General features: G+C 47.3%; 27 protein-coding genes and 1 pseudogene. 17 read left to right on the top strand and 11 right to left on the bottom strand.

The genetic code is table 11. From position 1 onward, the window contains the following. Position 1: 1 nt before the first annotated feature. Positions 2-511, top strand: a complete 510-nt coding sequence (locus tag ACSF8W_RS01270) for a hypothetical protein (protein ID WP_500844367.1) — start codon at positions 2-4, stop codon at positions 509-511. 295 nt (positions 512-806) lie between these two features. After that, on the top strand, positions 807-2,153 hold the full coding sequence (locus ACSF8W_RS01265; protein ID WP_500844365.1) for a sigma-54-dependent transcriptional regulator: 1,347 nt from the start codon (positions 807-809) through the stop codon (positions 2,151-2,153). 71 nt (positions 2,154-2,224) lie between these two features. Here ACSF8W_RS01265 and norR read toward each other — a convergent pair whose 3' ends face one another. Next, positions 2,225-3,784 (bottom strand): nitric oxide reductase transcriptional regulator NorR, encoded by a 1,560-nt coding sequence (gene norR, locus ACSF8W_RS01260; protein WP_500844363.1) that lies wholly within the window; start codon positions 3,782-3,784, stop codon positions 2,225-2,227. Positions 3,785-4,032: 248 nt separating this feature from the next. On the opposite strand from norR, the gene norV reads away from it, so the two are divergent. From norV to ACSF8W_RS01245, 3 genes are read left to right on the top strand one after another with little or no spacing between them, the layout of a single operon-like run. Continuing rightward, entirely contained in the window at positions 4,033-5,541 is a 1,509-nt protein-coding gene (gene norV, locus ACSF8W_RS01255; RefSeq protein WP_428480125.1) for an anaerobic nitric oxide reductase flavorubredoxin, read from the top strand. 3 nt (positions 5,542-5,544) lie between these two features. Next, on the top strand, positions 5,545-6,696 hold the full coding sequence (norW, locus tag ACSF8W_RS01250; RefSeq protein WP_500844361.1) for an NADH:flavorubredoxin reductase NorW: 1,152 nt from the start codon (positions 5,545-5,547) through the stop codon (positions 6,694-6,696). 46 nt (positions 6,697-6,742) lie between these two features. Further along, positions 6,743-7,093: a TehB family protein gene (locus tag ACSF8W_RS01245; protein WP_428480127.1), complete on the top strand. Its 351-nt coding sequence runs from the start codon at positions 6,743-6,745 to the stop codon at positions 7,091-7,093. 81 nt (positions 7,094-7,174) lie between these two features. On the opposite strand, the gene ACSF8W_RS01240 is transcribed toward ACSF8W_RS01245, so the two are convergent. From ACSF8W_RS01240 to ACSF8W_RS01230, 3 genes are all read right to left on the bottom strand, one after another. Beyond that, positions 7,175-7,723, bottom strand: a complete 549-nt coding sequence (locus ACSF8W_RS01240) for a copper chaperone PCu(A)C (RefSeq protein WP_500844359.1) — start codon at positions 7,721-7,723, stop codon at positions 7,175-7,177. A gap of 238 nt (positions 7,724-7,961) precedes the next feature. Next, positions 7,962-8,198: a hypothetical protein gene (locus ACSF8W_RS01235; protein ID WP_500844357.1), complete on the bottom strand. Its 237-nt coding sequence runs from the start codon at positions 8,196-8,198 to the stop codon at positions 7,962-7,964. Between the two features lie 13 nt (positions 8,199-8,211). Further along, positions 8,212-8,541: a DMT family transporter gene (locus ACSF8W_RS01230; protein ID WP_500844973.1), complete on the bottom strand. Its 330-nt coding sequence runs from the start codon at positions 8,539-8,541 to the stop codon at positions 8,212-8,214. A gap of 316 nt (positions 8,542-8,857) precedes the next feature. On the opposite strand from ACSF8W_RS01230, the gene ACSF8W_RS01225 reads away from it, so the two are divergent. After that, positions 8,858-9,304 carry a hypothetical protein gene (locus tag ACSF8W_RS01225; RefSeq protein ID WP_500844356.1) on the top strand — a complete coding sequence of 149 codons (447 nt, stop codon included), beginning with the start codon at positions 8,858-8,860 and terminating at the stop codon, positions 9,302-9,304. Between the two features lie 148 nt (positions 9,305-9,452). Here ACSF8W_RS01225 and ACSF8W_RS01220 read toward each other — a convergent pair whose 3' ends face one another. Beyond that, a complete protein-coding gene (locus ACSF8W_RS01220; protein WP_500844354.1) occupies positions 9,453-9,845 on the bottom strand; it encodes an HMA2 domain-containing protein in 393 nt (130 codons plus the stop codon). Between the two features lie 108 nt (positions 9,846-9,953). Between ACSF8W_RS01220 and ACSF8W_RS01215 the strand changes: the two genes are divergently transcribed. The 8 genes from ACSF8W_RS01215 to ACSF8W_RS01180 all read left to right on the top strand — a co-directional run bounded on the left by ACSF8W_RS01215 (position 9,954) and on the right by ACSF8W_RS01180 (position 18,270). Continuing rightward, the gene (locus ACSF8W_RS01215) at positions 9,954-10,286 is read left to right on the top strand and encodes an HMA2 domain-containing protein (protein WP_500844352.1); all 333 of its coding nucleotides are present in this window, start codon (positions 9,954-9,956) and stop codon (positions 10,284-10,286) included. Continuing rightward, a complete protein-coding gene (locus ACSF8W_RS01210) occupies positions 10,283-11,308 on the top strand; it encodes a hypothetical protein (protein WP_500844350.1) in 1,026 nt (341 codons plus the stop codon). Before ACSF8W_RS01215 ends, ACSF8W_RS01210 begins: the two co-directional genes overlap by 4 nt. Before the next feature lie 6 nt (positions 11,309-11,314). Then, positions 11,315-11,620, top strand: a complete 306-nt coding sequence (locus ACSF8W_RS01205) for a magnetosome protein MamC family protein (protein ID WP_500844349.1) — start codon at positions 11,315-11,317, stop codon at positions 11,618-11,620. After that, a complete protein-coding gene (locus ACSF8W_RS01200) occupies positions 11,613-11,939 on the top strand; it encodes a YtxH domain-containing protein (protein WP_500844348.1) in 327 nt (108 codons plus the stop codon). Before ACSF8W_RS01205 ends, ACSF8W_RS01200 begins: the two co-directional genes overlap by 8 nt. Continuing rightward, positions 11,936-14,008 carry a heavy metal translocating P-type ATPase gene (locus ACSF8W_RS01195; RefSeq protein WP_500844346.1) on the top strand — a complete coding sequence of 691 codons (2,073 nt, stop codon included), beginning with the start codon at positions 11,936-11,938 and terminating at the stop codon, positions 14,006-14,008. The genes ACSF8W_RS01200 and ACSF8W_RS01195 overlap by 4 nt, the downstream gene beginning before the upstream one ends. 239 nt (positions 14,009-14,247) lie before the next feature. Further along, positions 14,248-14,769, top strand: a complete 522-nt coding sequence (locus tag ACSF8W_RS01190) for an NADPH-dependent FMN reductase (RefSeq protein WP_500844344.1) — start codon at positions 14,248-14,250, stop codon at positions 14,767-14,769. A gap of 409 nt (positions 14,770-15,178) precedes the next feature. Continuing rightward, positions 15,179-16,945 (top strand): DUF1800 domain-containing protein, encoded by a 1,767-nt coding sequence (locus ACSF8W_RS01185; RefSeq protein ID WP_500844342.1) that lies wholly within the window; start codon positions 15,179-15,181, stop codon positions 16,943-16,945. 2 nt (positions 16,946-16,947) lie between these two features. Beyond that, positions 16,948-18,270 (top strand): DUF1501 domain-containing protein, encoded by a 1,323-nt coding sequence (locus tag ACSF8W_RS01180; protein ID WP_500844341.1) that lies wholly within the window; start codon positions 16,948-16,950, stop codon positions 18,268-18,270. Between the two features lie 629 nt (positions 18,271-18,899). Here ACSF8W_RS01180 and ACSF8W_RS01175 read toward each other — a convergent pair. The 3 genes from ACSF8W_RS01175 to ACSF8W_RS01165 all read right to left on the bottom strand — a co-directional run bounded on the left by ACSF8W_RS01175 (position 18,900) and on the right by ACSF8W_RS01165 (position 20,315). Then, on the bottom strand, positions 18,900-19,571 hold the full coding sequence (locus ACSF8W_RS01175) for an HD domain-containing protein (RefSeq protein WP_500844339.1): 672 nt from the start codon (positions 19,569-19,571) through the stop codon (positions 18,900-18,902). Positions 19,572-19,611: 40 nt separating this feature from the next. After that, entirely contained in the window at positions 19,612-19,875 is a 264-nt protein-coding gene (locus ACSF8W_RS01170; protein ID WP_500844338.1) for a hypothetical protein, read from the bottom strand. Between the two features lie 164 nt (positions 19,876-20,039). Then, on the bottom strand, positions 20,040-20,315 hold the full coding sequence (locus ACSF8W_RS01165) for a hypothetical protein (RefSeq protein ID WP_500844336.1): 276 nt from the start codon (positions 20,313-20,315) through the stop codon (positions 20,040-20,042). Between the two features lie 417 nt (positions 20,316-20,732). Here ACSF8W_RS01165 and ACSF8W_RS01160 point away from each other — a divergent pair, with 417 nt between their 5' ends. Further along, complete coding sequence (locus ACSF8W_RS01160; protein ID WP_500844334.1) at positions 20,733-21,365, top strand: SDR family NAD(P)-dependent oxidoreductase; 633 nt, start codon at positions 20,733-20,735, stop codon at positions 21,363-21,365. A 79-nt stretch (positions 21,366-21,444) separates the two neighbouring features. Here the strand turns inward: ACSF8W_RS01160 and ACSF8W_RS01155 are convergent, their stop codons facing one another. The 3 genes and pseudogenes from ACSF8W_RS01155 to ACSF8W_RS01145 form a co-directional block, all read right to left on the bottom strand. Further along, the gene (locus tag ACSF8W_RS01155; RefSeq protein ID WP_500844332.1) at positions 21,445-22,038 is read right to left on the bottom strand and encodes a GNAT family N-acetyltransferase; all 594 of its coding nucleotides are present in this window, start codon (positions 22,036-22,038) and stop codon (positions 21,445-21,447) included. 174 nt (positions 22,039-22,212) lie between these two features. After that, the gene (locus ACSF8W_RS01150) at positions 22,213-22,467 is read right to left on the bottom strand and encodes a hypothetical protein (protein ID WP_500844331.1); all 255 of its coding nucleotides are present in this window, start codon (positions 22,465-22,467) and stop codon (positions 22,213-22,215) included. Between the two features lie 52 nt (positions 22,468-22,519). After that, positions 22,520-22,681: pseudogene (locus tag ACSF8W_RS01145) on the bottom strand (DUF6500 family protein); the annotation flags it as partial. Positions 22,682-22,891: 210 nt separating this feature from the next. Between ACSF8W_RS01145 and ACSF8W_RS01140 the strand changes: the two are divergent. Together ACSF8W_RS01140 and ACSF8W_RS01135 are read left to right on the top strand one after the other, a co-directional pair. Next, positions 22,892-24,985, top strand: coding sequence for a TonB-dependent hemoglobin/transferrin/lactoferrin family receptor (locus ACSF8W_RS01140; RefSeq protein ID WP_500844330.1), 2,094 nt, complete (start codon positions 22,892-22,894; stop codon positions 24,983-24,985). A 225-nt stretch (positions 24,986-25,210) separates the two neighbouring features. Next, positions 25,211-25,867 (top strand): NAD(P)H-dependent oxidoreductase, encoded by a 657-nt coding sequence (locus tag ACSF8W_RS01135; protein ID WP_500844328.1) that lies wholly within the window; start codon positions 25,211-25,213, stop codon positions 25,865-25,867. Positions 25,868-25,913: the final 46 nt, after the last annotated feature.

Here is a 25,913-nt window from a genome sequence, read left to right as displayed (position 1 = left end):
TATGAGAAAGTCAACGAGATTGCTTGTTGCGACAGCAATAGGCAGCACGGCACTGATTGCGAATGCATCTCTTGGTTTTTTGTCGGTAGATGACGTCGCCATTGCATCGTTAAGTGATGGTGAAATGTCCTCCTTGCGGGGGGGATTTGTCTCTGTCAACAATAACATTATTAATATCGGACTCTCCATTAACACGGCAATCAATGGGGAGACGGTACTCTCCACCCATATTGCAGACTTCACGATCAATAACGGAATACTCACGAGCCAAGACGGTAAACAAACCTACGATTATGCCGATCCTCTTCAAGTAATAAAAGTCGGTGACAATAATATCTATGGCGGTAAACCGGGATCCGATGTCGCCGGTGTGGTGGTGCAGAACGCTTATGACGGTACCGTGATCAATACACAAACGGTGCTGGATATTGAAGCAGATATTGATGGCTATAATCGACAGACGTTATTTAAAAATCAGTTGGAGAGCGCTATTCTCTTTAATGGTTACTGAGTGATGTAATACTTTTTTGATATCAATATCACTTTTTTGTTATTTTCATGGGCATTGCTAATCGCAATGCCTTTTTTGTATGTGTTATCTCGATGGTGATAAGAAAAAGTTCCATTAAAAATTGTTTATTTTTGCATGTGTAACTTATTGATAGTTATCTTATTTGTTATTAATAGTTGTGATTGTTTAATTCTCATGTGACATTTCTTACATTTAACACGCTGCAAGTTATCTGATTATTGCCTATATTTTTAATACATCGATAATAAATATAAGTTGATAGAAGGTGACTTCGATGGTGGCAGTAAGTCAAAATAAATCAATAGACGGTCGTTTAGTTGCAATTGGATGTAATTACGAACCTTGGATTGCGCTTCTTGAACAATCAGGTTGGAAAACACATTGCTGTTATGACCTAAGAACGGCTGATTCAATCTTGGAAGAATACAGTCCCTGTATCTGCGTTGTTGATTTAAGCAATAATGATTTTAGCTTAAATAGCATATCTTTGAGGGCAAATAAAACCAAACAAGTGAAGTGGATTGCGATCATTAAAAAGGAACAGATGAAAACGGATGCGATTCGTCAATTCATTAATAATTTTTGTGTCGATTTCTTTACCGTGCCAATTCCTGGTAGCCATTTGTTAGATACCATAGGTCATCAGCTGGGGATGCTGGACATCGAATCTAGCTCGTGGGTTGAAATTACGTCTCAACATGACATGGGCTTATTTGGTGAATCGAAATCGATTAAGCAGTTACGTGACATGGTACGCCGCGTGGCGATGACGGAAGTGAATGTCTTCCTCACTGGTGAAAACGGGACAGGCAAAGAACTGATTGCGAAATCTATTCATAATTTGTCAAAACGTAAGAATACGCCGTTTATCCTGGTGAATTGCTCTTCGTTGACGCGTGATGATGAAAAGTTGGCGTTATTGGACGGTACCTATCGCAATGAAGACGGTGCACCGTTTGATGGTACCTTGATGCTCGATAATGTCGAGGAGCTGTCAAAGGAAATGCAAGATAACCTCTTGGCTTATCTGCAAGCACCCAGCAGTGAAACGTTGGATGAAGAAACGGCGTCAGATGTACGCATTGTCGCGACATCCAGTGCGGATCTTGATGTGGCGGTGGCGAATGGGGAGTTCAGTAAAGAGCTGTATTACCGACTGAATGTGTTCCACATTAAAGTGCCAACATTGCGTGAGCGTGGGTCTGATATCTTTTTACTCGCTGAAACCTTTTTGACCAAGTTTGCACGTGAATATAGCACCATGGCGTCGACGTTCTCTGAAGATTCTAAGCAGTTGTTGTTACGCTATAGCTGGCCGGGCAATGTTCGGGAGTTGATCAACCAAGTGAAGCGTGCCGCGCTGCTGGCGGAAGGGAATGAAGTGAAGGCGGAACATTTTGATCTGCCAAGTAAGGCGAACCTAAAGCAGAGTCTGCGAAACATAAAAGACGAAGCGGAAAAGGATGTGTTGGTCGCGGTATTGGAAACACACCGTGGACAAGTGGCTTCTGCGGCGAAAGATCTGGGTGTATCACGCGCCACCATGTATCGCTTGCTGAATAAACACAATATTGTGCCTGATGTACGTCATTATAATAATGGCTATGCTGCGAGGGAGTGACATTATAATCACGGATAAATCCTAAAAGCCCATGCTTAGCATGGGCTTTTTTGTGGGCATAATGTTGCTAATTACGGTTTCAGGCCTAATCGTTTGGCTAAGCGGTGTAAGTTGCCTGTATCGACCTGTAGCTCACGTGCGGTTGCAGCCCAGTTGTGATGCTGTTGATAGGTATGTTCGATCAACTGACGCTGAAACGCATCGGTGGCGGATTTTAGCCCATTGCCGAATGATGTTGTTGGCATTGCCAATGTCTCAGCCTGTGTCAGGGGGGCGGTTGATGATGGCGTTAAAACGTGATCCTGTAACGTCAAGTTGAAATGGGCTGACGTTAAGGCCACAAAGTGCGGATCGGTGCTGGCGGCGCGGGCAACAACCGCAGCACGATTAATGGCATGTTCTAACTCACGGACATTCCCTGGCCACGTATAGCTTTGCAGCAGGTGGGTGGCATCGGGACTTAATCGCATGGCATTGACGCCTAGCTTGGCTTTACAGCGCTCAATGAAATAGCCCGCCAGAAGAATCACATCATTGCCTCGTTCACGCAGGGGGGGGGCTGAAATGGGAAAAACACTCAAGCGGTGATACAAATCGGCACGGAATCGGCCGGCAGTCACCTCTTCGTGCAAGAGACGGTTGGTCGCGGCGATGATCCGTGTGTTCACTTTTAGGTGCTTGTCTGCTCCCACGCGCTGTAGATCGCCGTATTGCAGTACCCGAAGCAGTTTGGCTTGTAAGGCGAGGGGAAGCTCGCCAATTTCGTCCAAAAACAGCGTGCCGCCATCGGCCATTTCAAATTTCCCTTTGCGATCACTGATCGCGCCCGTGAATGCGCCTTTTACATGGCCGAACAGTTCACTTTCTGCAACGGACTCAGGCAAGGCTGCACAGTTCAGGTAAACCAAAGGCTGCTGCTGACGCAATGATTGTGCGTGAATAGAAGCGGCGACCAATTCTTTCCCGACACCGGTTTCACCGGTAATGAGCACCGTGAGGTCGGTATTCGCCACGGCGGTGATCTGTGCTTTCAGCTGATCCATGGCTGTTGATTGGCCAATCATGCTGATGTTGCCGCTGGCTGGGCGCACAGTGGCAGGCGTACTGGTTATTTCCCCGGCTTGTTGTTCCAGCTTTTCCATTAACAGGGCGGTGTGCAAACTGGCGGCTGCCAGTGCGCTGATCACCCGTAGTTCTTGATCGGAAAATTGATCAAACTGGTGAGGGTCAAATCCATCAATGGTGACCGCACCAATTAAACGGTCATTGGCGATCAGCGGTAGGCCGATACACGCATGCACATGCAATTGCCCATCATGGCTGGGAATTAACCCGTCATACGGGTCGGGCAGATCGCTGTCATGGGGAAAGCGTACAATGTCACCCGCACGGGCGATCGCCTCTAAACGGGGGTGTTGGTCGAGATCAAACTGGCGACCCATCACATCATCAAACATCCCATTCATGGCCAAGGGCGAAAAATGTTGTTCGCGAAAGGCGAGTAACGCAGAGGCGTCACAATGAAAGAGCGATTTAATCACCGTCAGCAGTCGCTCAAACCGATCTTGAGCAGAAATACCTTGCGTCAGGTCGAGCGCTAATTGCATCAGCGCTTGTCGGTTTTTCGTCATAGCAACGCCTTTTTGATAGCCTGAAAAACAGCGGTAAACAGTGTCATTGTGACACTGTGTTATTAATTTGACAATGTTTGATGGGTGTCATTATGACACTGATAGTAAAGGCCAAATTAAGTAAATGCTAATAATTCAGTAGCTTAAAAAGTTGGCACGCACCGTGCAATAGTCAGTGCAGATGTCGATAACGACAAAACAGAATAGGGTGCTGATGACGCCCAAGACTTAGCATAAAAGGTAACAACATGACTATTCACGTAAAAAATAACATTCATTGGGTTGGCCAGCGCGATTGGGAAGTACAAGACTTCCACGGCACCGAATACAAAATGACAAAAGGAACCAGCTATAACAGTTACCTGATCCGTGAAGAAAAAACCGTGCTGATTGATACTGTCGATCACCGTTTCAGCATGCAGTTTATCCAAAATTTGGAGATGGAAATCGATCTGGCCAGCATTGACTATATCGTGATTAACCATGCCGAAGAAGATCACTCTGGCGCATTAACCGCTTTGATGGCGCGCATTCCGAATACGCCTATTTACTGTACTGAAAACGCGGTTGATTCCATTGTCGGTCACCACCACCATCCAGAGTGGAACTTCAATATTGTGAAAACCGGCGACACGTTAGATCTCGGTAACGGCAAGCAACTGATTTTCGTTGAAGCGCCGATGCTGCATTGGCCGGACAGCATGATGACATACATGACAGAAGATGCCGTGTTATTCAGTAACGATGCGTTTGGTCAACACTACTGTGACGAACACCTCTTCAATGATGAAGTGGATCAAAATGAATTGATGGAGCAGTGCTTGCGTTACTACTCCAACATTCTGACCCCATTCAGTGGTTTGGTGACGGCTAAAATTCATGAAGTGCTGAGCTTCAATGTACCGGTCGATATGATCGCGACTTCGCACGGTATTGTGTGGCGTGAAAACCCAACCCAAATCATCCATCAATATCTGGAATGGGCAAATAACTACCAAGAAGATCGCATCACGATTTTTTACGACACCATGTCAAACAACACCCGCATGATGGCGGATGCCATTGCTCAAGGGATCCATGATGTCGATCCGGCGGTGGCGGTGAAAGTGTTTAATGTGTCCCGTCAGGATAAGAATGAGATTCTGGCTAACGTGTTTCGATCCAAAGGGATCTTGGTCGGATCCTCCACCATGAACAATGTCATGATGCCTAAAATTGCAGGCATGTTGGAAGAGATTACCGGTTTGCGCTTTAAAAACAAAAAAGCCGGTGCGTTTGGTAGCTATGGCTGGAATGGCGGTGCCGTTGACCGTATTCACTCACGCCTCACCGATGCTGGGTTTGAAACCACACTGGGCTTAAAAGCGAAATGGAAACCGGACGGTAAAGCATTGCGTGAATGCCGTGAACATGGCCGTATGATCGCCAAACAGTGGGCATTACGTGATCTGTCGTCTGTGATCCCCCGTGCATTACAGCCTGTCAGCGAACCTGCCGTATCGGTGCCGCCGCAAGCGCAACCCAGCGTACAGCCATCAGCGCAACAACGCATCGCTGAACCAGTGAATGCCGCTGAGTTTTCTGTTGATACACAAAACATGCTGTGTACCGTGTGTAACTGGGTATATGACCCAGCAGTGGGTGAACCAAACCAAGGCGTTGACATCGGCACCTGTTGGTCTGATGTGCCAGAGACATTTTTATGTCCGGAATGCGGCTTGGGTAAAGAGGTGTTTGTGCCTGTGAGCGGGAAGTAAGTGATGACAGACTCTATTGTGATCATTGGGAGCGGCTTTGCCGCTTACCAATTGGTAAAAGCGATCCGTCGTGGCGATCAAACGTGTCCTATTCATGTCTTCACCGCGAATGATGGCAGTGATTATAACAAGCCGGATCTCAGCCATGTGTTCAGCCGTCAGCAACGCGCCGAGGATTTAGTTCGCCAGTCTGGTGAGGCCTTTGCTCAAGAACAACAAGTGACCTTACATGTGCACTGCCCGGTAGAAGCGATTGACCCCGTCGCCAAAACAGTGACCGCATCCGGGGTGTCATATGCTTACGGTAAATTAGTGTTAGCAACCGGTGCGCGTGCTTTTATACCGCCGATGGAAGGGGACGGCGTGCACACAGTGCGCACGCTAAACAGCCTTGAGGAGTATCGCTATAGTCAGGATGCCTTAATGGCGGCATCTCATGTGACGGTGATCGGCGCAGGGGTAATAGGTGCCGAATTGGCGATGGATTTTGCCACCTCGGGCAAACACGTGACGTTGGTGGATCCTGCAGCGAGTATCATGGCTTCACTGTTGCCAGAAACGGTGGCGCACAAACTGGAAAAAGTGATGACGCAAATGGGCGTTACGCTGGCACTGGGTGATCATATCCAACGCATTGATACTCAACCTGACAATCATCTGGAACCGCACGTGCGAGTGACGTTGGCCTCTGGGCGATCATTTGATTCTTCACATGTGATTGCGGCGGCAGGGTTAGTGCCTAATACCGCGTTAGCAATACAAACGGGGTTACAAACCGGGCGTGGGATCGTGGTCGACAGCCAGTTACAAACCTCGTGTGCGGATATTTATGCCTTGGGTGACTGTGCAGAAATTAACGGTCAGGTTATGGCTTATTTACAGCCTGCTTTACTGAGTGCCAATGCCTTAGCGAAAACGTTATTGGGCACTCCGACAGCGGTGGTATTGCCGCCGATGTTGGTCAAAGTGAAAACGCCGCATTATCCCATTCAACTCAGTGGCCATAATGTGTTGGGTGCCCATCGTTGGCAGGTTGACCTCGACAGTACAGGGACCACTTGCCAGACCTTTGATGAAGAAGGTAAAGCCCAAGGTTTTGTGGTGACAGAACAGCATTTACCCAAAGCATTCACGTTATTAAATGCACTGCGCTAGCGCGTTGTGCTATTAACCAATAATGAAGAGTAGTAAGGAGAAAACGATGTCTACATTAGGGTCTCATTTACGTATTCCTGCACATTGGACGGTTCAACGTTCAACGCCGTTTTTCACGAAAGCGACAGTGCCGCCTGCGCTATTAACGCACCACAACACGGCAGAAGGAGTGTTTGGCCAGTTGTGTGTGATGGAAGGCACCGTCACCTATTTCGGTTTTGCGGATAGTGAAGCCACTGAACCTGAAGTGACCGTGGTGATCAACGCGGGGCAATTTGCGACGAGTCCACCGCAGTATTGGCACCGGATTGAATTAAGCGAGGATGCGCAATTCAATATTAATTTCTGGTCAGAGAAAGATAAGTCCGATCAGCCGCTGTTTTCTGCGAAAAAATAGCGAAGCGAGAATATGGCGATAAATAAAGAATCCGAGCATGGCGTGCTCGGATTTTTTATTTTAACGTTGATGTGTGAGCCATTAATGGTGATCGTGATTATTCACGGCTGTTTTTTCATTATGCTTCGTTTTTGAGTGATCCATAGGTTCCTCATTCATGCCTTCCTGCTTCATCGCTTCAGACACAAAGGTCGCAGGTTCCACTTTCACTTCCACATTGACCTTGCCAGCACGCTTGAAATACAGCGTTAGCGGGAACATCTCACCCAGTGTAGGAACGGTTTCCAGATCAAATAACATGACATGCAAGCCGCCAGGTTTTAGCAATGTGGTGTCATGGGCCGGCACAGGAATATTCTCGACTTCACGCATTTTCATCATGCCATTTTCATGGGTGTGAGCATGCAATTCTGTTTTGCCGGCAATGGGGGAGGTAGCACGCAGTAACACGTCTTCTTTCATGCCTTGATTGTCTATCGCGAAGAAGGCCGCAGCCACTTGAGACGTCGGTGGCACCTGTTTAGACCATGGGTGGGCAATGGTTAAGTCGCCGAGTTGAACGTCATGTGCTTGTGCGAAAGCGGCAACGGCGAATAAGCTACTTAGCAGTGCGTTTCGGATAATAGTCATGATGTACTCCATCTCATCCATTTTGATGGCAGCAGTGTTCATAAAGGTTACTGCCGAGTATTGATCGATGCGTTATCAGTTAATGATAACAGGGGAGAATAGGGATGGAGTGCTAAGCGGTTAATAAATTGTACATTTAACGAGGCCTGTCACAGGACAAAGAGAACAGTTTCCATCCTTATTCTCATTGACACTGTGAGCACATACGATCGAAATGCCGATGGTTATGGTGTACGGCTTACGCATTTTGCATGCCTCGGGTCTGGTTCATAGTGCGAGATCCCCCTGCACCATAACTGTTAATGTCGAACCGGTTCGGTGATGTGATGCGACGTTTGTTCAATCGCTTGTCCAGTTGCCGTAAATCGACATTATGCTGTTGTTGCAGTAAAGCAAGCACAGCATTGATCTCTTTTCGACTGGCATGGTTATGGACGAGATAATAATAAAGATTGATCGCACGTTCTTCTGTCATGATCGTCTCCTTCTTAATGCGTGTGAGGGGCGCCTGCCAAATTAATGATGGCGATACCTACAGCAACAAACAGCATGCCTAACCAGACTTTGGCATCCAGGTGTTGCTTATAAATGATGCTCGACATCGCGGTGACAATCACAATGGCGAGACCCGTCCATAGGGTATGTACAATCCCGACGGGTAAGGATTTCATTGCCTGGCCTAAAAAGAGAAAAGCAAGAAGGTGGCCGAGCAAGACAATGGTGGTGGGTAACCAGTTGGTAAACCCATTGGTTGCGCGCAATGCAACATGTGAAGTGGCTTCTGCCATGACGCCAAGTAATAAAAATAGCCAACCCATCATTTTCTCCGTTTTTATGTTTGCCTGTTGCTCAGGTCTTAATGTTGATGGCAGTAGTATAATTATTTCTTTAATAATGATAATCATAGATAAATGCAAATCACTATTTCCTGTGTGTAATAGTGATTGGTGGAGACACGCTTGATGCGCTATTGCACCATAACTTTATGATGTGCTTAGACTTAAATACGGGCTCAGACATCGATTGAGATCCGAGGAGTAGCAATAAAGAATAAAAACGCTAATGCAAATCGTTACTATTTACGCAGGGGGAGAGTTTTGCTAAATTGATGAGGATAATAGTAGGGGGTATGCCGTGGATGCGAAGAAAGCGTTAAAAAAATTAAAAAAGAAAATGAACACGCACAACGTCTCGCAACGTGCACTGGCGAATTTGAAGCCTCATGCTACGCACAGACAGGGTGTGAATGATGATTTTACAGGTGAAGTGAAGCAATTATCACAAGATATGTTGCGCTCAGTCGCTTCAGAATTGAGCTCGCCATTAAACCCATTGCTGTCTTGGTTTAATGAAGGGTATACCGGTACAGGGGTGTCTTACACGCGCGAAACAATGATGACACCACGTTCGCCTGTTTCGGCTCCATCAGGAAAAGGATTTGCGGTTTCAAGCGCATCACCTCAGTCGTCGACATCATTGGCAAAGTTGCCTTTAAAATCGCCCCCTTGTAAACGGTGTCCGGCAATGAGTGGGGGATTGTGTAAGTGCGCGATGAAGAAATTTGGTTTAAAAGCGGCGTAGCGGTGATTTGATTATCAAAGAGACGCAGTAGGCTATCTACTTATCTACTTATCTACTTATCTACTTATCTACTTATCTACTGATTATCCTCGTCATGTGTTTCATTTTACTTATGCGAATATTCAATTAGATGTATATCTATTCAATGTTACATGCTTAAAAGCAGACGGCTCACGGACGGGCCAGCAATGCGTTTTAACGCCATAACCGCAACGCCTTTGGCAAATGTTTTGGTGCCTTTCGTTACCGCATTTTCAATAAATGTCGGCTTATTATTTTCTCTTAACCAGTGATGACTTTCGACAGTATCGAGAATGTCTTCCGCACTTATCTGCGTGTTATCGAAGGAAATTGCGACAGATCCGGCATATTTTTTATGTTTGATCGCCGTAATTGCTTCGATGTCATAAAGTTGTGAAATTAGCCCTTCCACCTCCGTTGCATGGTCACGAATATAGTCCGAACGAATACGTAAACGTTTGTTTGTTTGGTGAATGTAAGTGTTCATAATAGCGCCAATACCGATGATAATTATTCCCATTCGCAACTCTAGCATTTCTCTTGATTTAGCGCAAAGTAATCTTAAATTCAACCTTGTAAATCATAATGGTGTGTTAGTGTGGTTTCATGTTAATACTTCGTGATACCTATGAAGAATCAAGTAGATATGGCGCTTAAACTGCGTCGCATGGTGACGATTGCACACCATATTCCTGGCCGGATCAGGCTGAAATACAAACTCGGCCTTCTGGCTCATCTCGCGTGTTTTAATACAAAAGAGATAGAAAACGGGTTAGCGAGTGTGCCCGCGTTCAAGCATTACAAATTGAATAGCGCAACGAGCAGCATACTTATTGAATACGATGCAGCAATGGTGGCGCCTTCCCTTATTAATGCGTTGTTTTCAGAATCGGATGCTGATGCACAACAAGCGTGTGCATTATTGAGCCAGCTTGTTGATATAGATGGAGTTAGTGAATGAGTGATAAACGTGAAAACGAGCAAAAAGAGAGCCCGTTTGATCCGTATGGCAATCCGAATGCGTGGGCCGCAATGATGGCATCTGGCGCTGAACAAGGTCAGGAGGCGTCATCAATGGCGCCTCCTTATGGGCAGATGCCGCCGGGTATGACACCGCCACCTATGCATGCGCATCACCCGTATTGTCCCCCCCATATGCATCCTGCGTTTTATGCGCAGCATGCGATGGCGCAGGCTGCGGCTTATCAAGGTACGCCTTCACCCTCAGCGGAACCGACTAAAAATCAACACGCTGAGCCGCCATTTATGGCGCACGGCAGTCCTCAGCCAGGCATGTACGCCGGTGCGCACATGCACCCGCATTGGCATGGTAGTCATATGGGCATGATGCCACCGCCTATGATGCATCCGCATCTGGCACATCACTACATGGCACAAGCAGGGATGCCGCCTTTCACGGGGCAACATCCGCACATGCCACCCCCGATGCATGCTCACATGGGTCACATGCATCCACTAGTACAACCACAGATGCATGCGCATATGCCTCAGCAGGACGCGCATCATCATGATAATCATGACGCATCTGATGCCATGTTTGAGCAGGCTCAAGCCATGCTTGATGGGGCGTTGGGTGAAGACGCAGGTATGTTTAAACAAATTTTAGGGACGATGGGAATGAACGATAAAGAATTTTGGAAAGGCGCGGTTGTAGGCGCAGCAGCGGCATTGATTCTGAGCAATGAAAACGTGCGTAAAGGCATCATGGGGCTGGTTTCTAATGCGGGTAGCATGGTCAAAAGTGGCGGCGAAACCGTGAAAGATACAGCGGTACAAACTGCATCAACCGTGAAGCAAAGCGTTACAACAGGTAGTGAGATTTTCCGCGATACCGTCGGTGCGGGTAAAGAGGGCTTTAAAGACTCGGTTGAACGTCATCGTCAGCCTAATGACGTGGCGCAGCCTGCGGTACAAGAAGAAAATGTGCAGCATGACCTGACACCTCGTCCAGACGCAGAGTAAACCACGATGAGTAACTCCTCAAATCAACTGCATCCTGCCAGCCGTGCCATGCTGGTGGGATCCATATTGGGGGGCTCGGCATCGGCAGCAAGCCAATGGAAAGCACATCAACAAGGCGAGATTGACACGAATCAGTTAGTGAGCAATGTCGTCCGAGATGCGATGAAAGCCGGCATCGTGAGCGGTGCCACCACCTATGTTGCTGATAAAATGGCCGGTCGCCCCGTGCTATCGATGTTAACCCTATTGAGTTCAGGTGCAGCAGGGCTGTATTTGTACGAATCGCTGACGGATAAAAAAGATCATGAATAATCAATACCCTTACTATGGCTACCCGTATTACGGCCCTTATCAAACCGGCCCACACGCTCAGGCTGATGGACAGACGCAACAAGGGCAGGGTATCAGCTACCAAAAGAAAAATACTACAACGCATTATTTGATGGGTGCGGTAGCAGGCGCTGCCGTGGCGTACTTGCTGACAAACAAAAAGTTTCAGCAAGGTGTCGCGGCAACCGGTGAGCGTGCTTGGTCAACAGTACGTGGCGAAGTTGAAGAATTGAAAGAGCGCTTAGAAGATACGCAGGCGGAGCTTGAGTATTACCGTAACCTTCATAAAGGTGAAGAATGATTGGATTGCAACTTCGCCATCATTTACCTGGACGGATCCGCTTTAAGGCGCATTGCCTGAAGCACCATCGCGGTATTGGTGACTGGGTCAAACAAAGCCTGATGGCGATTCAGGGGATCAAGGAAGTACGCCTTAATGAGCCGGCTTGTGCAATCATCGTTCATTATGATCCTGAGCTGATCCGTTACAACGCGATCAAATCTCGCCTTGAAGAAATGGATTTGTCTGAGGGGGATAAACAAGACGCAGAGCATGTGTACACGCGCGGCGATGTAGCTCTGAATGTCATCGGTACCTTGGCTGCGGCCTTGCTGCCTCAGCGTTGGGCGGCGCTATCTACGGCGACCTTGATTGCCCCAACATTGTATGAAGGTTTTTCTGATCTTCGTCAGCGTGAAATCTCGGTGGAAGTGCTGGATGCGGTTGCGATTGGTTTATCAGCGTGGCGCGGAGATTACCGTACCGCCATGATGACCCAAAGTTTGGTGAGCTTGGGTGAATACATGGAGCATCAAACTAGCCGCAGCAGTGATCAGCTGTTGGCAGAGTTGATGCAGCCGAAAGACAGCCGTGTTTGGTTGATCACCGAGAGCGGCAAAGAACAAGTGTGTTCTAGCGTGCTTAAAGAAGGTGATTTGATTGAGCTGATGCCCGGCGATGCGATTCCGATTGATGGTCGAGTTGTGTCCGGTACGGCATTGATCAACCAATCGACACTCACGGGTGAAAGTGTGCCTGTGCGTCGAGAAATTGATGCAGTAGTGTATTCCGGTACCACCGTGCACGATGGCACCATTAAGGTGTGTGTTGATAAGGTGGGCAGTGAAGCAACAACCGCAAAAATTGCGGCGTTGATTTACGAGTCGCTGAGTGAAAAAAGCGAAATCCAGCAAGTTACCCAAGAAATGGCCAAACGCCGAGTGAAAATCACGCTGGGCATTGGGGCGGCGGTCTTTGCCTTAACGCAAGATATTAACCGTGTTGCTTCTGTCTTCTTGGTCGATTACTCCTGCGCATTGAAACTCAGCACCCCTGTGACGTTCAAGTCGATCATGTACCGCGCCGCCCAGCAAGGTATTTTGTTGAAGGGGGGCAGTGCGATTGAGAAGTTGGTGAAGGTGGATACGTGTGTGTTTGATAAAACAGGCACCTTGACCTACGGCGACATGGAAGTGACCGATGTGGTGCCTTTCTGCCGTGACAATACCGCGCGTGACTTATTGGCCATTGCTGCTTCAGTGGAAGAGCATAGCAGTCATCCGTTATCGCAGGCTGTTGTGGCTGCGGCAAGGGATAATGCGTTACCGCACATTGATCACGGCGAAGTGGAATATGTGATAGCGCATGGTTTGCGTAGCCAGCTTCATGATCGTTGTTTAGTCATGGGCAGCCGCCACTTCCTTGAAGCCCATGAAGGCGTTGACTTCAGTGCGGTTGACGCGGAGATTCAGGCGTATGAAGAAATGGGACGGCACCTTATCTTCATTTCCCATGAAAAGCGGTTGATCGGGATGATCGGCTTGCGGGATCACTTGCGTGAGGATGTAGTCAGTACGCTGGCGGCATTGCGTGAGTCAGGTATTTCACAACTGGTGATGATCTCTGGTGATCGCGCTTTTAAAGCACAGATGTTAGGGGATGAACTTCAGCTGGACGCGGTGTATGCCGAAGCTACGCCAGCAAGTAAATCGGAAATCATCGAATCACTCAAGCAGCAAGGTCGTACCGTGATGTTCGTGGGTGATGGAGTGAACGATGCCCCTGCATTGACGAAAGCTGATGTGGGTGTAGCAATGTGCAAAGGTACTGAGTTGGCGCGTCAGGCGGCAGATGTCGTCTTGTTGCGTGACCACCTATATGGCGTAGCGCAAGCCAGACAGCTTGCCAATATAGCGATGTCGATGGTGAACAGTAATATCAAACTGACCGAGTACATTAACAGTGGCATCATGCTGGCTGCTGCCTTGGGATGGTTGAGCCCTGCTGCGAGTGCCTTATTGCATAACGGCACAACGTTATCGATCCTCGCTCGTTCATTGGCCGTAAGGCATGATGATAGTGTGAGTTAAGCGTTTTTTACCGTTAGTACAAGTATCATGTATCTCTAAAGCTGGGCTCGCCCAGCTTTTTTATGCCTGTTACCGAGAGGGTGTCAGCAAGCTTCTTGGGAAAAGTAGATGTAACTGTTCTGTTAATGTTATGGTGTGACAGTTATCAAGTGACCGTGAAAAGTGGCACAGCCTAAACGGTGTGTGTTTTTGTGTCGCCGCAGTCTCTACATTATCTCTTCATCATAAAAGGATTGAACATGAAAGTGATCGCTTTTGCTGCTAGTACGAGCAGTACGTCCATCAATAAACAATTGGTCTCGTATGCGGTGTCGCATTTGGCTGATGATGAGGTGGAAGTTTTAGATTTGAATGATTTCGAATTGCCACTTTTTAGTGAAGATAATGAAAAAAAACTCGGGCAACCAGACAATGCCAAAGCTTTTTTGGCCAAGCTTCAACAAGCCGATGCCGTAGTGGTGTCGTTTGCCGAACACAATGGGTCGTATTCTGCGGCTTACAAAAACCTGTTTGATTGGTGTTCCCGCATTGCGCCCAAGGTATACCAGGATAAAGCCATGGTATTGCTAGCAACGTCCCCCGGCCCAGGTGGGGCGCAGAATGTGCTGGCCGCCGCTGTGGGTTCTATGCCGTTTTTTGGTGCAGAAGTAAAGGCGAGCCTTTCTGTGCCGAGTTTTTATGATAATTTTGATCTCGCGGCGCAAAAGCTGGTGGATGAAAGTTTGGATTCGCAGTTAGTGAGTGCCATAAAATCACTGTAGTGTCTGTTTGGCTTTTTTAGGCCGCGTTGTACTGCTATTTAGATCGAGAGATACTACCCATGGTAGCCGTGTTTCTACCATGGGACTGCTTGTGCGTCGTTTGCGTTTTTTCTCCTCCTGTTCGTCCTCAATTGCCTTCCTCTTTTTATCCTTTCTTTGTGTTTCTTGTGCCCTTTTATGCGGTATTTTTCAGCCATTGCTGCATGAAATATCCTTTGTGATCTTCTGTTTATTGTACTTGGAAGGAATGTCTGATTTTTCATGAGTATGATGGCTTTGTCTGAATTCGCAATAGTGCTATTAAAGGCGGCGAAATACTGTGACGCCGATGATTTGGCTGCGCGATGTCGATATTCAGAAAAGAAAAATAAAAATGATCAGTTATTTAGCGAAAAGTATCAGGAAGGGGATGTGCTACACCGTACTTGTTAGTAGCGTGTGGCTGGTGGGGTGTGGCGGTGAGAGTGATTCTACGGGGCCAGTTCCACCGACAGATATTGTGCCGCCGACAGATATTCTGCCACCCACAACGCAGACCCCATCGTGGTTACCGGCGGGATCTCCGGATACGTTGACCGCCACTCAGCAACAACGCTTCTTACACCGAGCCACCGTTGGGCTGTCTGCGAAGCAACAACAAGAATTTGAACAGTTGGGTTACGTGAAATGGTTAGAGAACCAGTTTGCGTTACCTGTTGTGTCTCAACGCGCTATGTTGGCTGATACCCTTGAGGCAGTAGAAGGCTTACCGAAACCCACGAATGCCTGTCGCTGGGTCAAGCATGAGATGAGCCCGATGCGAGAAAGCATGTGGTGGGATCAAATGCTCTATGGCGAAGACCAAGTACGCCAGCGTGCCGCGTTCGCATTAAGCCAAATACTGGTTGTGAGCCGCAAATACAATTATATCTCTCGTCATCCACAAAGTTTGGCGGCGTATTACGACATCTTGCTGACACACGCCTTTGGCAACTACCGTGATTTGCTGGAAGCGGCCACCTTGAGTCCGGCGATGGGCAGTTACTTGACCATGGCCAATAGCCGTAAACATAACCCGAAACGTGGCACCTATCCGGATGAAAACTACGCACGAGAAGTGATGCAGTTATTCACCCTTGGTTTGTATGAAATGCACTCTGATGGTTCGATGAAAACCGGTAATGATGGCCAGCCGATATATACCTACAGCCAGAAAGATGTCGAGGAGGTTGCCCGCGCGTTTAGTGGTTGGACATACTCGGATCGCGTTGTGGATCCTGAAACGAACCGTCCTATTGATGGTAAAGGCTTTATCGCGCCGATGACACCAGCGTCTGATAAGTGGGGCAGTTTGCATGATGACGGTGAGAAAACCCTGTTAGGACATGTGCTACCAGCAGGCCAAACACCACTTAAAGATGTGCAAGATGTACTCGACATTTTGTTCGAACACCCGAATACCGGCCTCTTTGTGGCTCGACATTTGATCCAACGTCTCGTCACCTCGAATCCATCGCCTGCGTATATCGAACGGGTAGCGCTGGTATTTAATGACAATGGTGAAGGGGAGCGAGGTGATCTAAAAAGTGTATTTGCCGCCGTGTTACTGGATGAAGAAGCGCTGGGCATGACCGTGTCTGACCCTGATAAATACCCCGTCATGAAATTGAAAGAGCCTGTGATTGCAGTGGCGGAAGTGTTCCGTGTTTTGAACGCCAAAGTGAACGGTGATCATGTACTGGATGCCATTGAAATCTTCAACAACATCGCGCAAGGGCCATTGACGGCGAACTCGGTCTTTAATTTCTACTCGCAAGATTTCATGCCTAGCGGCAAGTTATTGGAACAAGGGTTGTACGCCCCAGAGTTTGAGATCCTGCCATGGACGGGCTTCATTGGTTACCACAACACCTTACGTTCGCGTTTCTCGCGTGCGTTAGCCACGCCAACGGCGGACAAACCGCGTTGTGATAATGCCGTGTATGTTGATTTATCAGAGTATGTCGCGGCGGCAAAATCAGACGATGCGGCCATGCTGCCTGCGTTGATTAATCAGCGCTTTTTCAATGGCACCATGAGTGAAGGGCTGACACACGCGCTGATAAATGGCATCAGCACAGAACGTAATATCAACTATAAAGTGATGCTCGCCCTGTCGTTAGTCGTCACCAGCCCAGAATTTTTGATCCAGAGGTAAGCATGTTTACACGTCGTGAATTTATCAAAAATATGACGCTATTTTCGGTGGCTGCACCGAGTATGTTGTCCGCTTCTGCCTGCTTGGCGTCAAGCGGGCGTTCAGGCAGTAAAGCGTTAGTGTGCGTCATGCTTGATGGCGGTAATGATTCTGCGAACATGGTGATCCCTACTTCTGCGTCCCATTATCAGACGTATCATGATTTGCGCCCAGACATCGCCCAAGTGAAAGATCAGTTGTTGCCGATCCCTGCTATCGGCACCTGTCGCGATGGGCAGGCCGTCACACTGGGATTACACCCGGCTATGCGCGCGCTGGCAGACGTCTGTAATGACGGTGATGCTAGTGTGATCGTGAACTGTGGTGTATTACGTCAGCCTGTCACCAAAGAACAAGCTGAAACGCAGGGATCGTTGCTGCCGCCCTTCTTGTTTTCGCATAACTCACAAAAAACAGAAGTGTGCAAAGGGGCGGTTGGGTACAGCTTGACAACCGGGTGGGCGGGGCGCCTGATGGATGTGTTGTCAGCGGATCACAGTATTGCGCCCTTGTTCAGTCATGCGGGGGACATTCAATTGTTGCGCGCGAAGACTTACAACCAAAACATCATCAAGGGGGATAATATCAGCAAATTGAATGCTACCCCGATGACGGTTCAAGCACTGGCGGATATGCACGCGCTGCCGGCAGAGAATGGCTTTGCACAAACGGTATTGGCAACCGGACACGATGCCATTAACGTTGCTGATCAGTTGATTGATACCATTGATGCGATAACTGATGATAACACGCTGTATCCGGATACGGGTCTAGGCACGCAATTTCGAGTGACTTCCCGTTTGATCCGTCAACGTGCCGCATTAGGCCATAGTCAGCAGATTTTCTTTTTACGTCTGTCCGGCTTTGATACACATGTCGATCAAGAGAATACACACAAGGAAAAATTTGCAGAGTTAAGCGATGCGATGGCGGCCTTCAATGCACATTTAAAAGCGCTCGGGTTGCATGACGACGTGGTCACCATGACGATGTCTGACTTTGGCCGTCGTATTCCAGCCAACGGTACAGGGACCGACCATGGTTGGGGCGGGCATCAATTGATCATGGGCGGACCAGTGAACGGCAATGCGTTTATCGGTACGTGGCCAGATTACACGGTAGAAGGGCCAGATACGGTAGAACGCGGACGTTTGCTGCCTGCGATAGCGACGGATCAGATCAATATCAGCCTTGGTCGATGGATGGGCGCAACAGAGCGTACTTTGAAAGAGGTTTTCCCAAATTACACCGAGTTTGAACGACTCGATGTGGTGTCCCTCACTTAATATTACGCTTATCTCCCTGCTGATTATGCGGTGGGCGGGGAGATCGTCGTTCTAAGGTGGGAGGGATACGGAACTGATTGGTGGTGAGTTATTGTTGATTCGTGTCACAATTTATCTGTGCACGCAAAATTATTACCACTTGAATTTTAGCGTCCAATCACACAAGTGAATGTGGGCTGTGTACGTATGTGTTGTTAATAAACAGAGCTTATACGCATAGATGGCGGTGATTGATAGGTGTAGATGCTGTTTGTTGGGCGGTTTTTTATAATTTACGCGCGCAATAATATGTCAAGTCTACGTTGTTTGCTGGTTAATTATATGTTTAAAAATTTGGTGGGTTAGGTATATTGGATTTGAACCTAATTGAAAGTATAGATATCACTTAACACGCTGACACCTCATCAGTAATAAGCGTATCTCATTGTTACAAGGAGAAGTATTATGGGTAAGCCACGTATTTCAGCTCAGCGAATGAGAGAAATTCTAGAAGAAGCTAAGAAAGCGAAAAAATAAAGAATGAACAGCCTCCCTCGCGGAGGCTTTTTTTATTCCCGCGCTGAACATGCCCTATAACCCTGCAAAGCCAATCGCGAATGCCACACTGTGTCGTCCTATCTTATTAAACGCTACAAAGCGCGCAGTTGTTGAATGGCTGCGTTGAGATTCAGTCTGGCTTGTTGTTCATACCGACGTTGATATAACTCGGTACGGTAGATAGGGGGGGAATCCAAGAAGTGCTGTAATACGGCGATTCTGCCTTGTCGGTATTGTGGCTCTGGTACGAAAAGATATTCTTGGCGAATGGCTGTTTCGTATTGCTGAAAGTGTGCGACTGGTGCGCCGAGTATGCTGAGATCAATATCCAGTAGAGTGTCTGCCGCGTGCGTATTGATTGCCGTGTTATCGATCGTGTGTTTGGTTGTGTGTGCCGTGGTCAAAACATAGGCGCTAACGGCTGTAATGGTGCGATTGGGTTCGTTGAGTTGGCGCAGCCACTGCTGTGCAAATTGCGCACTTTTCGCTTCATTATCCTGTTGTGTCGGATCGTAAATCACATCATGGAACCAAAGCGACAAGGCTAAATCACGGTAATTCGCTGATAAATAATCCGTATTTCCTTCGTGCCGTGCGTCTAAGTGGAGATTATCGAGTTGGTTTAGACAGGCAGTCACGTGATGCAGGGTATGATAATGCCGGTGCGATTCACTGTAATGTTCAGTTAATACATCAAAACATCGCAATGCAAGCGATTGATATTTTGTGCTAAACAGTGCCGTGAACCGTTGCGATAATGGCATGAAGAAAGCTCCATCATTGATAGACGTTGTACACGTTGATTTAAAAAATAATGAGTGCCGCCGCCCCTAAAATCATGGTTGGCCACCAGAGTAATAGGTTCTCTGCTTTTTCCAATAAGTGAAAATACAGTAAGGCGATAAACGTTGATAAAATAACGTGTACCAACGTATACCCGTTTAAAGAGGCTGTGACGGCAGTAAGGAAAAAAATACCACCAAACCACAATAAACCGGCACGGACAGAGTGCTGACTTTGTGCGTGATAATATAAGAGCATGATGAGCAGCGGGATTTTAAATAACAACGTGGTGTCCTATCTTTGTGTGAATGCATCACACGGTGGAATATGTACAATACAATCAGTGTCAGTCAAAGTGTTGGTGGTTATGGTATTTCAATACAATGACAGGAACAGCATCATACCTAGTGTTTGCGAGTTATCCCAAGAGTTTCGCTTGCAAGTGGCGTTCAATCAAAAAGATTGATGGTAATGCGTGCAATAAAGCGTCCGATAAACGCGGTGATCCAATAGGGGATGTCAATAAAGACGCAGACCCAATCTAACGCTCCCCATCCATTTTCACGACGACGATAATCACTCGGCAGGACGAAGTGTGCCGTGATAAAAGCAAACAATGTTGAAAATAATAAAGCTAAAGAAAAGTCAGACACCACGATACTTATCGCGAAATAACAACCCACGAGAAAAAAGCACGTGGCTAACAGGGTGCGGAAGGTGTCCATGAAATTCCTTAGATAATTCGCCCATCCATTATGGTTAAGGCGAAATAAATGCATTGAACGTTGGTATTGAGTACGTTGTTTTTCAGCATGATACAAGTCAGCCTTGAGCTTATGTTCAAGTGGTGTCAAACAACAGGGACGTTCCTTCTTTTTTGGTGTTATATCACTGAACAGCATGCATTTACGCACATGCCTTTGTGGGTATGAGTGTGTGCATGAACTTAAAAAACAGCGTTGAATGTGTAGGTACGTATGAAACGCCAGACGATTTGTGCTTGAGTTCAGAGAGTAAGTGCAACACGCATGGTTGAGACGGAGGCATAAAGAGAGCGGAAAAAGAATTCTGTCAGAAAAGTAGCATTTCCAAATAAATAAATGCAAACTATTATCATTTTCATTAGTATTGTGAGGTAAGTGATGCAAACTATCGCGATTTGGGGTGCTGCGAGTGGCTTAGGGGCCGCGATGGCCGACTATTTTTATGCGCAAGGTTTTCAGGTGATTGCGATTGCCCGAAACCCAGAGAAGAATGCCCGTTTGGCAGCAATGGGGATCCCAACGTTGTCGTGTGACGCAACGGTTCAAGCGCAAGTGGTCGAAACGGTGGCCGCATTACCTCAGGAGGCATGGGTGATTTCCACCATGGGCAGTTTCCATGCTGATATCCCCGTGGATTATATTGGTCATCGCTATGTGATTGATGCATTAGAACAGGCGAACATTGGTCGCTTCTTGCTTATCACATCACTCGGGTGTGGGGATTCGTGGCAGTACCTTTCTGATCGTGCCAAGCAAGGATTTGGCGCAGCAGTGCGTGAAAAATCATTGGCAGAAGCATGGTTGCAAAGTAGTGCGCTAGATTTCACGATTGTACGTCCGGGAGGTTTGAAAGAAGGGGAGGCGACAAATAGCGGTGTGCTTTCTCAAGGCGGTGAAGTGCATGGTCTGATCACACGCAGTGAAGTGGCAAGGCTTGCGCACACATTATTGAGTGATACCGCCAGTATCGGGCAGATTTACCAATGTGTTGATCCGAAGATGACCTACTGATTTTCGTTCCGAGCCTAAAATAACAAATCAATATACCGTCGAGCAGCCTGTTGCTCGACGGTATTTCTCACCACGTTAATTAATCTCTGTTTACCGCTAACTTATGGCGAAGGTGCATTTTCACGGCGGGCCATTCATGGTTAATAATAGAAAACACCACGGTGTCGCGATAAGAGCCATCCGGCATGACTTGGTGATTGCGTAACACGCCGTCTTGTTTTGCGCCTAGGCGAGCAATGGCTTGTCGGGATGCCTGATTGTGCCAATGGGTACGAAATTCCACCGCGATCGCGTCAAGATTTTCAAAGGCATGAGTGAGCAGCAATTGCTTGCATTCGGTATTCACGCTGGATCGCTGAACACACTTTGCATACCAGGTGTAACCAATTTCTAGGCGCTTATTTTTTGTATCGGCATTACACAAACGCGTCGTACCCATGATATCGCCAGTCACATTATCTCGTACCACGAAAGGCAATGCACGCCCGATGGCTTGCTCTTCTAATGCATGGGTAATGTAATCGTGAATGGTCGTCGCATCTGGTACACCGGTAAACCAGAGCTCCCAGAGTTGGCCATCAGTGGCTGCCGCAATCAGCGCATCAGCATGAGCGCGGCGCAAGGGGATAAGGGTAATAGTACGTGATGTTAATTCTGTTTCTGTTAGCCACATAATGCAGTCCTTGTCTTTGTGGGGGGGTTTTGGTGTCGTTGCTTGCGTGTATTACCTGTGTGGTGAGGTCACTATGCTGGGACGCTAAATACATTCGTGACTCTATTTTTGCGTCCCTGCAAAATGAAGAGGAATGTTGTACCTATTTATTTGAATTCAAGGGTAACGTGATGACTATTTTGGATGTCGAAGGTAAGCAGGCACAGCCAGCATCTCATCCAATGTCGTGAATAACGGTGCGTCTTTGCGTTGTTCATTGTCGATAATCGCTTGCAGTTCATCATACCCGACACCGAAGAAGCGAGAGGCTTTCATCAAGCCTGCGATGAATTGTTTTTTATCGCGTCTGGCTTGTGTTTCCTGCGTGGGAATACGGTGATACAGCTTAAATTCAGCGGTGAGGTAATCGAGAAAATCGGTGTTATCCATAAAAGCGTTGTCGTTATAACTTGTCAATAATCAGCCACTATACCATGCGATGTTAATCGCCATCACGCTCCGCTTCCACCATAGCAATAATCTTTTTGGCTTTCTCAAAGTGATCCAATTGATGGGTTTGAATCCACCATGTAGCAGCTTCCATCAATAAGGCAGGGTCATCATTTCTATTGGCAAAGAAGGCATAAAACGACACGCCCACATTGTAAACAATCCATTAACAACTCATTTCAAACAATACATTGACAATCCAAACGAGCGAGCTTTATGTCCTAGGTGCATTTCTGTGTGATGCAAAAGCATGAAGATGGATAAAATCAATAAAACGTAATGATAATGATAGTAATTATCATTCAAACAAAATAGAATGCGACGGTTTTCCCTTTTATGTAACGTTTTCAAAGGATTTGAAGTCATGCTGACAACCCATCGTTATAAACAATCTGTACTCACTGCGTCTATTTTATTGGCCCTTTCTCAAGGGGTTACTGCACAAGAATATACGTTGGATGAAGTGGTGGTGACCGCCACGCGTACTAATAGCCAGCTTGAAGACACCGCAGCGTCTGTGGCTGTTGTGACTAGCCAAGATATTGAAGAAGAAATGATCACCGGTTTAGAGGACCTTTTCCAATACACGCCGGGGGTTAGTGTACAAACCAATGCGCGCCAAGGGGTGCAAAGTATTAATATTCGCGGTATCGAAGGTAACCGAATAAAAGTGCTGGTGGATGGTGTATCACAAGGTAACCAATTTGATACGGGTAATAATTTTATCAATTCAGCCCGCGTTGAAGTCGATACGGATATGATTAAAGCGGTTGAAGTGGTGAAAGGGGCGGCGTCCTCATTGCACGGCTCCGATGCTATTGGTGGGATTGTGGCCTTTGAAACCAAAGATCCGTCGGATTTTTTAAAAGGTCGTGAGTGGGGCGGGCATGCCAAGTTTAATTATTCATCGGAAGACAGCACGTTCAGTGAGTCCGTCGCGGTGGCAAATCAAACCGGTGGACTCGAAACCTTAGTCGGTTATACCCGTCGTGACGGCAGTGAGCTGGACAACTTTGGTGAACCGCTTAATGCAGATACCAGCGCAGACAATGTATTACTGAAAGTGCAGAACCAATTTAATGATGCGCACCGTTTAGAATTTACCGGTAATTACCTGCACAATGACAGTGAAGGCGATCAAACTTACCGTGGTTACACCGACGGCACCAGTGAAGACAGTACCGAGCAATATCAAATTGGCCTAAAGCACATTTGGGCCATGCAGGCACCCGTGGCCGATACGTTAACGTGGCAGTTTGATTGGCTAAGCAAAGAAGAAAATGGCGTCACTGAGCGTGTGAAAGGCACGAATAATCAACGGAAAGATTACATTTACAAAGATGACGGCTATCAGTTTGATCTGCAAATGGATAAATACGTCACACTGGGCAGCGTTGAGCACTATCTGGTGTATGGCGCATCGTACTTAGATAAAGACATCAAGAACATTAACAGTGAGTTCAACAGTACGGGGACCGATCGCGAAATTTTCTACATTCCCTCTGCCAGCGAGCGTCGTTACGGTTTCTTCCTGCAAGATGAAATCACGGTGGGCAATGCCATTATCACCCCCGGGATTCGGTATGACTCTTTTGAAACGGATCCGGGCGATGCCAGTGAAAACCCGAGTGGAAACCCAGATAACGAATACAAAAAATTCTCAGACTCCGCCTTTACTGCACGTCTAGGGGCGATTTACAAACTCAATAATGAACACCGTGTGTTCGCGCAGATCAGCCAAGGTTTCCGCGCCCCTGATTTTCAAGAGCTCTTTTATTCGTTTGGTAACCCGATGCACGGTTACGTGAATAAGCCTAACCCAGACTTGAAAGCAGAGGAAAGCCTTTCTTATGAGTTAGGTTGGCGTCATCACACGGCGATCTCAAGCAGTGAAATCGCCATTTTCTACAGCGATTACGATAACTTTATTGAACAGCAACAAGTATCTGGCAGCTTTATTCCGATGATGGATCCTGCCGTATTCCAATACGTGAATATCGGTAAAGCGACCATTAAAGGTATTGAGTTTTCGAATCGACTGAGGTGGGATGGTTTTATGCCTGTTGAAGGCTTCAGTTCGCGTGTTGCTGCGGCGTATACCGAAGGGGAAGACGGCAACAATGATCCGTTAAACAGCGTAAACCCTTGGAATCTTGTGGCCGGCTTTAACTATGATTCGGTCAGCAATTGGGGTACGACACTGAACATAAACTACACGGCTTCGAAAAGCCGCAGCGACATCAATGGCGATGACATATTGCCCATCTCAAGTGCGACCGTGGTGGATTTAATCGCGTATTACAAACCGATCAAGGATCTGACGTTACGTGCGGGTGTGTTCAACCTGACGGATGAAGCGTACTACAACTGGAATGATGTACGTGGCCAAACGTCAGAAAACAAAGATTTGACCGAAGCGGGCCGCAACTGGTCGATTACAGCGAAGTATGAATTTTAATCTTCTTATTGTGTTACGCGGATAGTTACGTCCCACGCCCGGCATACTTGTCGGGCTTTTTGTTTGTGTGTGGGGTGATTATAAACAAAAACTAAATAGTGAATTACAGAAAGTCGGTATTATCAATCTGAATCAAAACGCTATGATGAACCCAATTTCGAGATAAGTACGGTGCTTGATGCGGAAGGCATCGACACTGGCAGAACAAACGAAGAGGGTAAATACGTGTCTCATCCAATCATTAACGATCTTAATACACGTTACACAGCGAAAAAATACGATGCAGCGAAGCGTATCTCGGCAGACGATATGGCCGTGATCAAAGAAGCATTGCGTATGTCAGCATCTTCTATTAACTCGCAGCCATGGAAATTCGTGATTGTCGAGTCAGACGCGGCGAAGCAACGTTTCCACGATACGTTTGCCAACATGCACCAGTTTAACCAAGCGCATGCGAAAGAAGCGTCTCACACTATTCTTTTTGCTTACGATCCTAACTTCACCAAAGAGAAGTTTGCCAAGCGTGTGGATGCGGAAGTCACCTGCGGTCACTTGCCTGCAGACATGTACGACATGTTCATGGGGGCGTATGCCTTCGCGGAAGCGAACACCGATGACGCTGGTTTCAACGGTAACTGGACAAAAGCACAAGTGTACATTGCACTGGGTAACATTCTGCATACGCTTGCGCGTTTAGGTATCGACTCCACACCAATGGAAGGGGTTGACCCAACCTTGATCGGTGAACAATTTGCCGCTGAACTGGATGGCCACGTGTGTGAACTTGCACTGGCTATCGGCTACCACAAAGACGGTGAAGACTATAACCACGGTCTACCAAAAGCGCGTCTAGCGATGGATGATGTGCTTGTTACAGCATAATCATTGAAAAGCGATATACTGGGCAGTAAGCACGTTGTGTTTACTG

The organism is Photobacterium sp. 270122K (assembly GCF_059941365.1).
The sequence above is the reverse complement of the archived record's forward strand: the minus strand, read 5'-3'. Positions and strand labels throughout refer to the sequence as shown.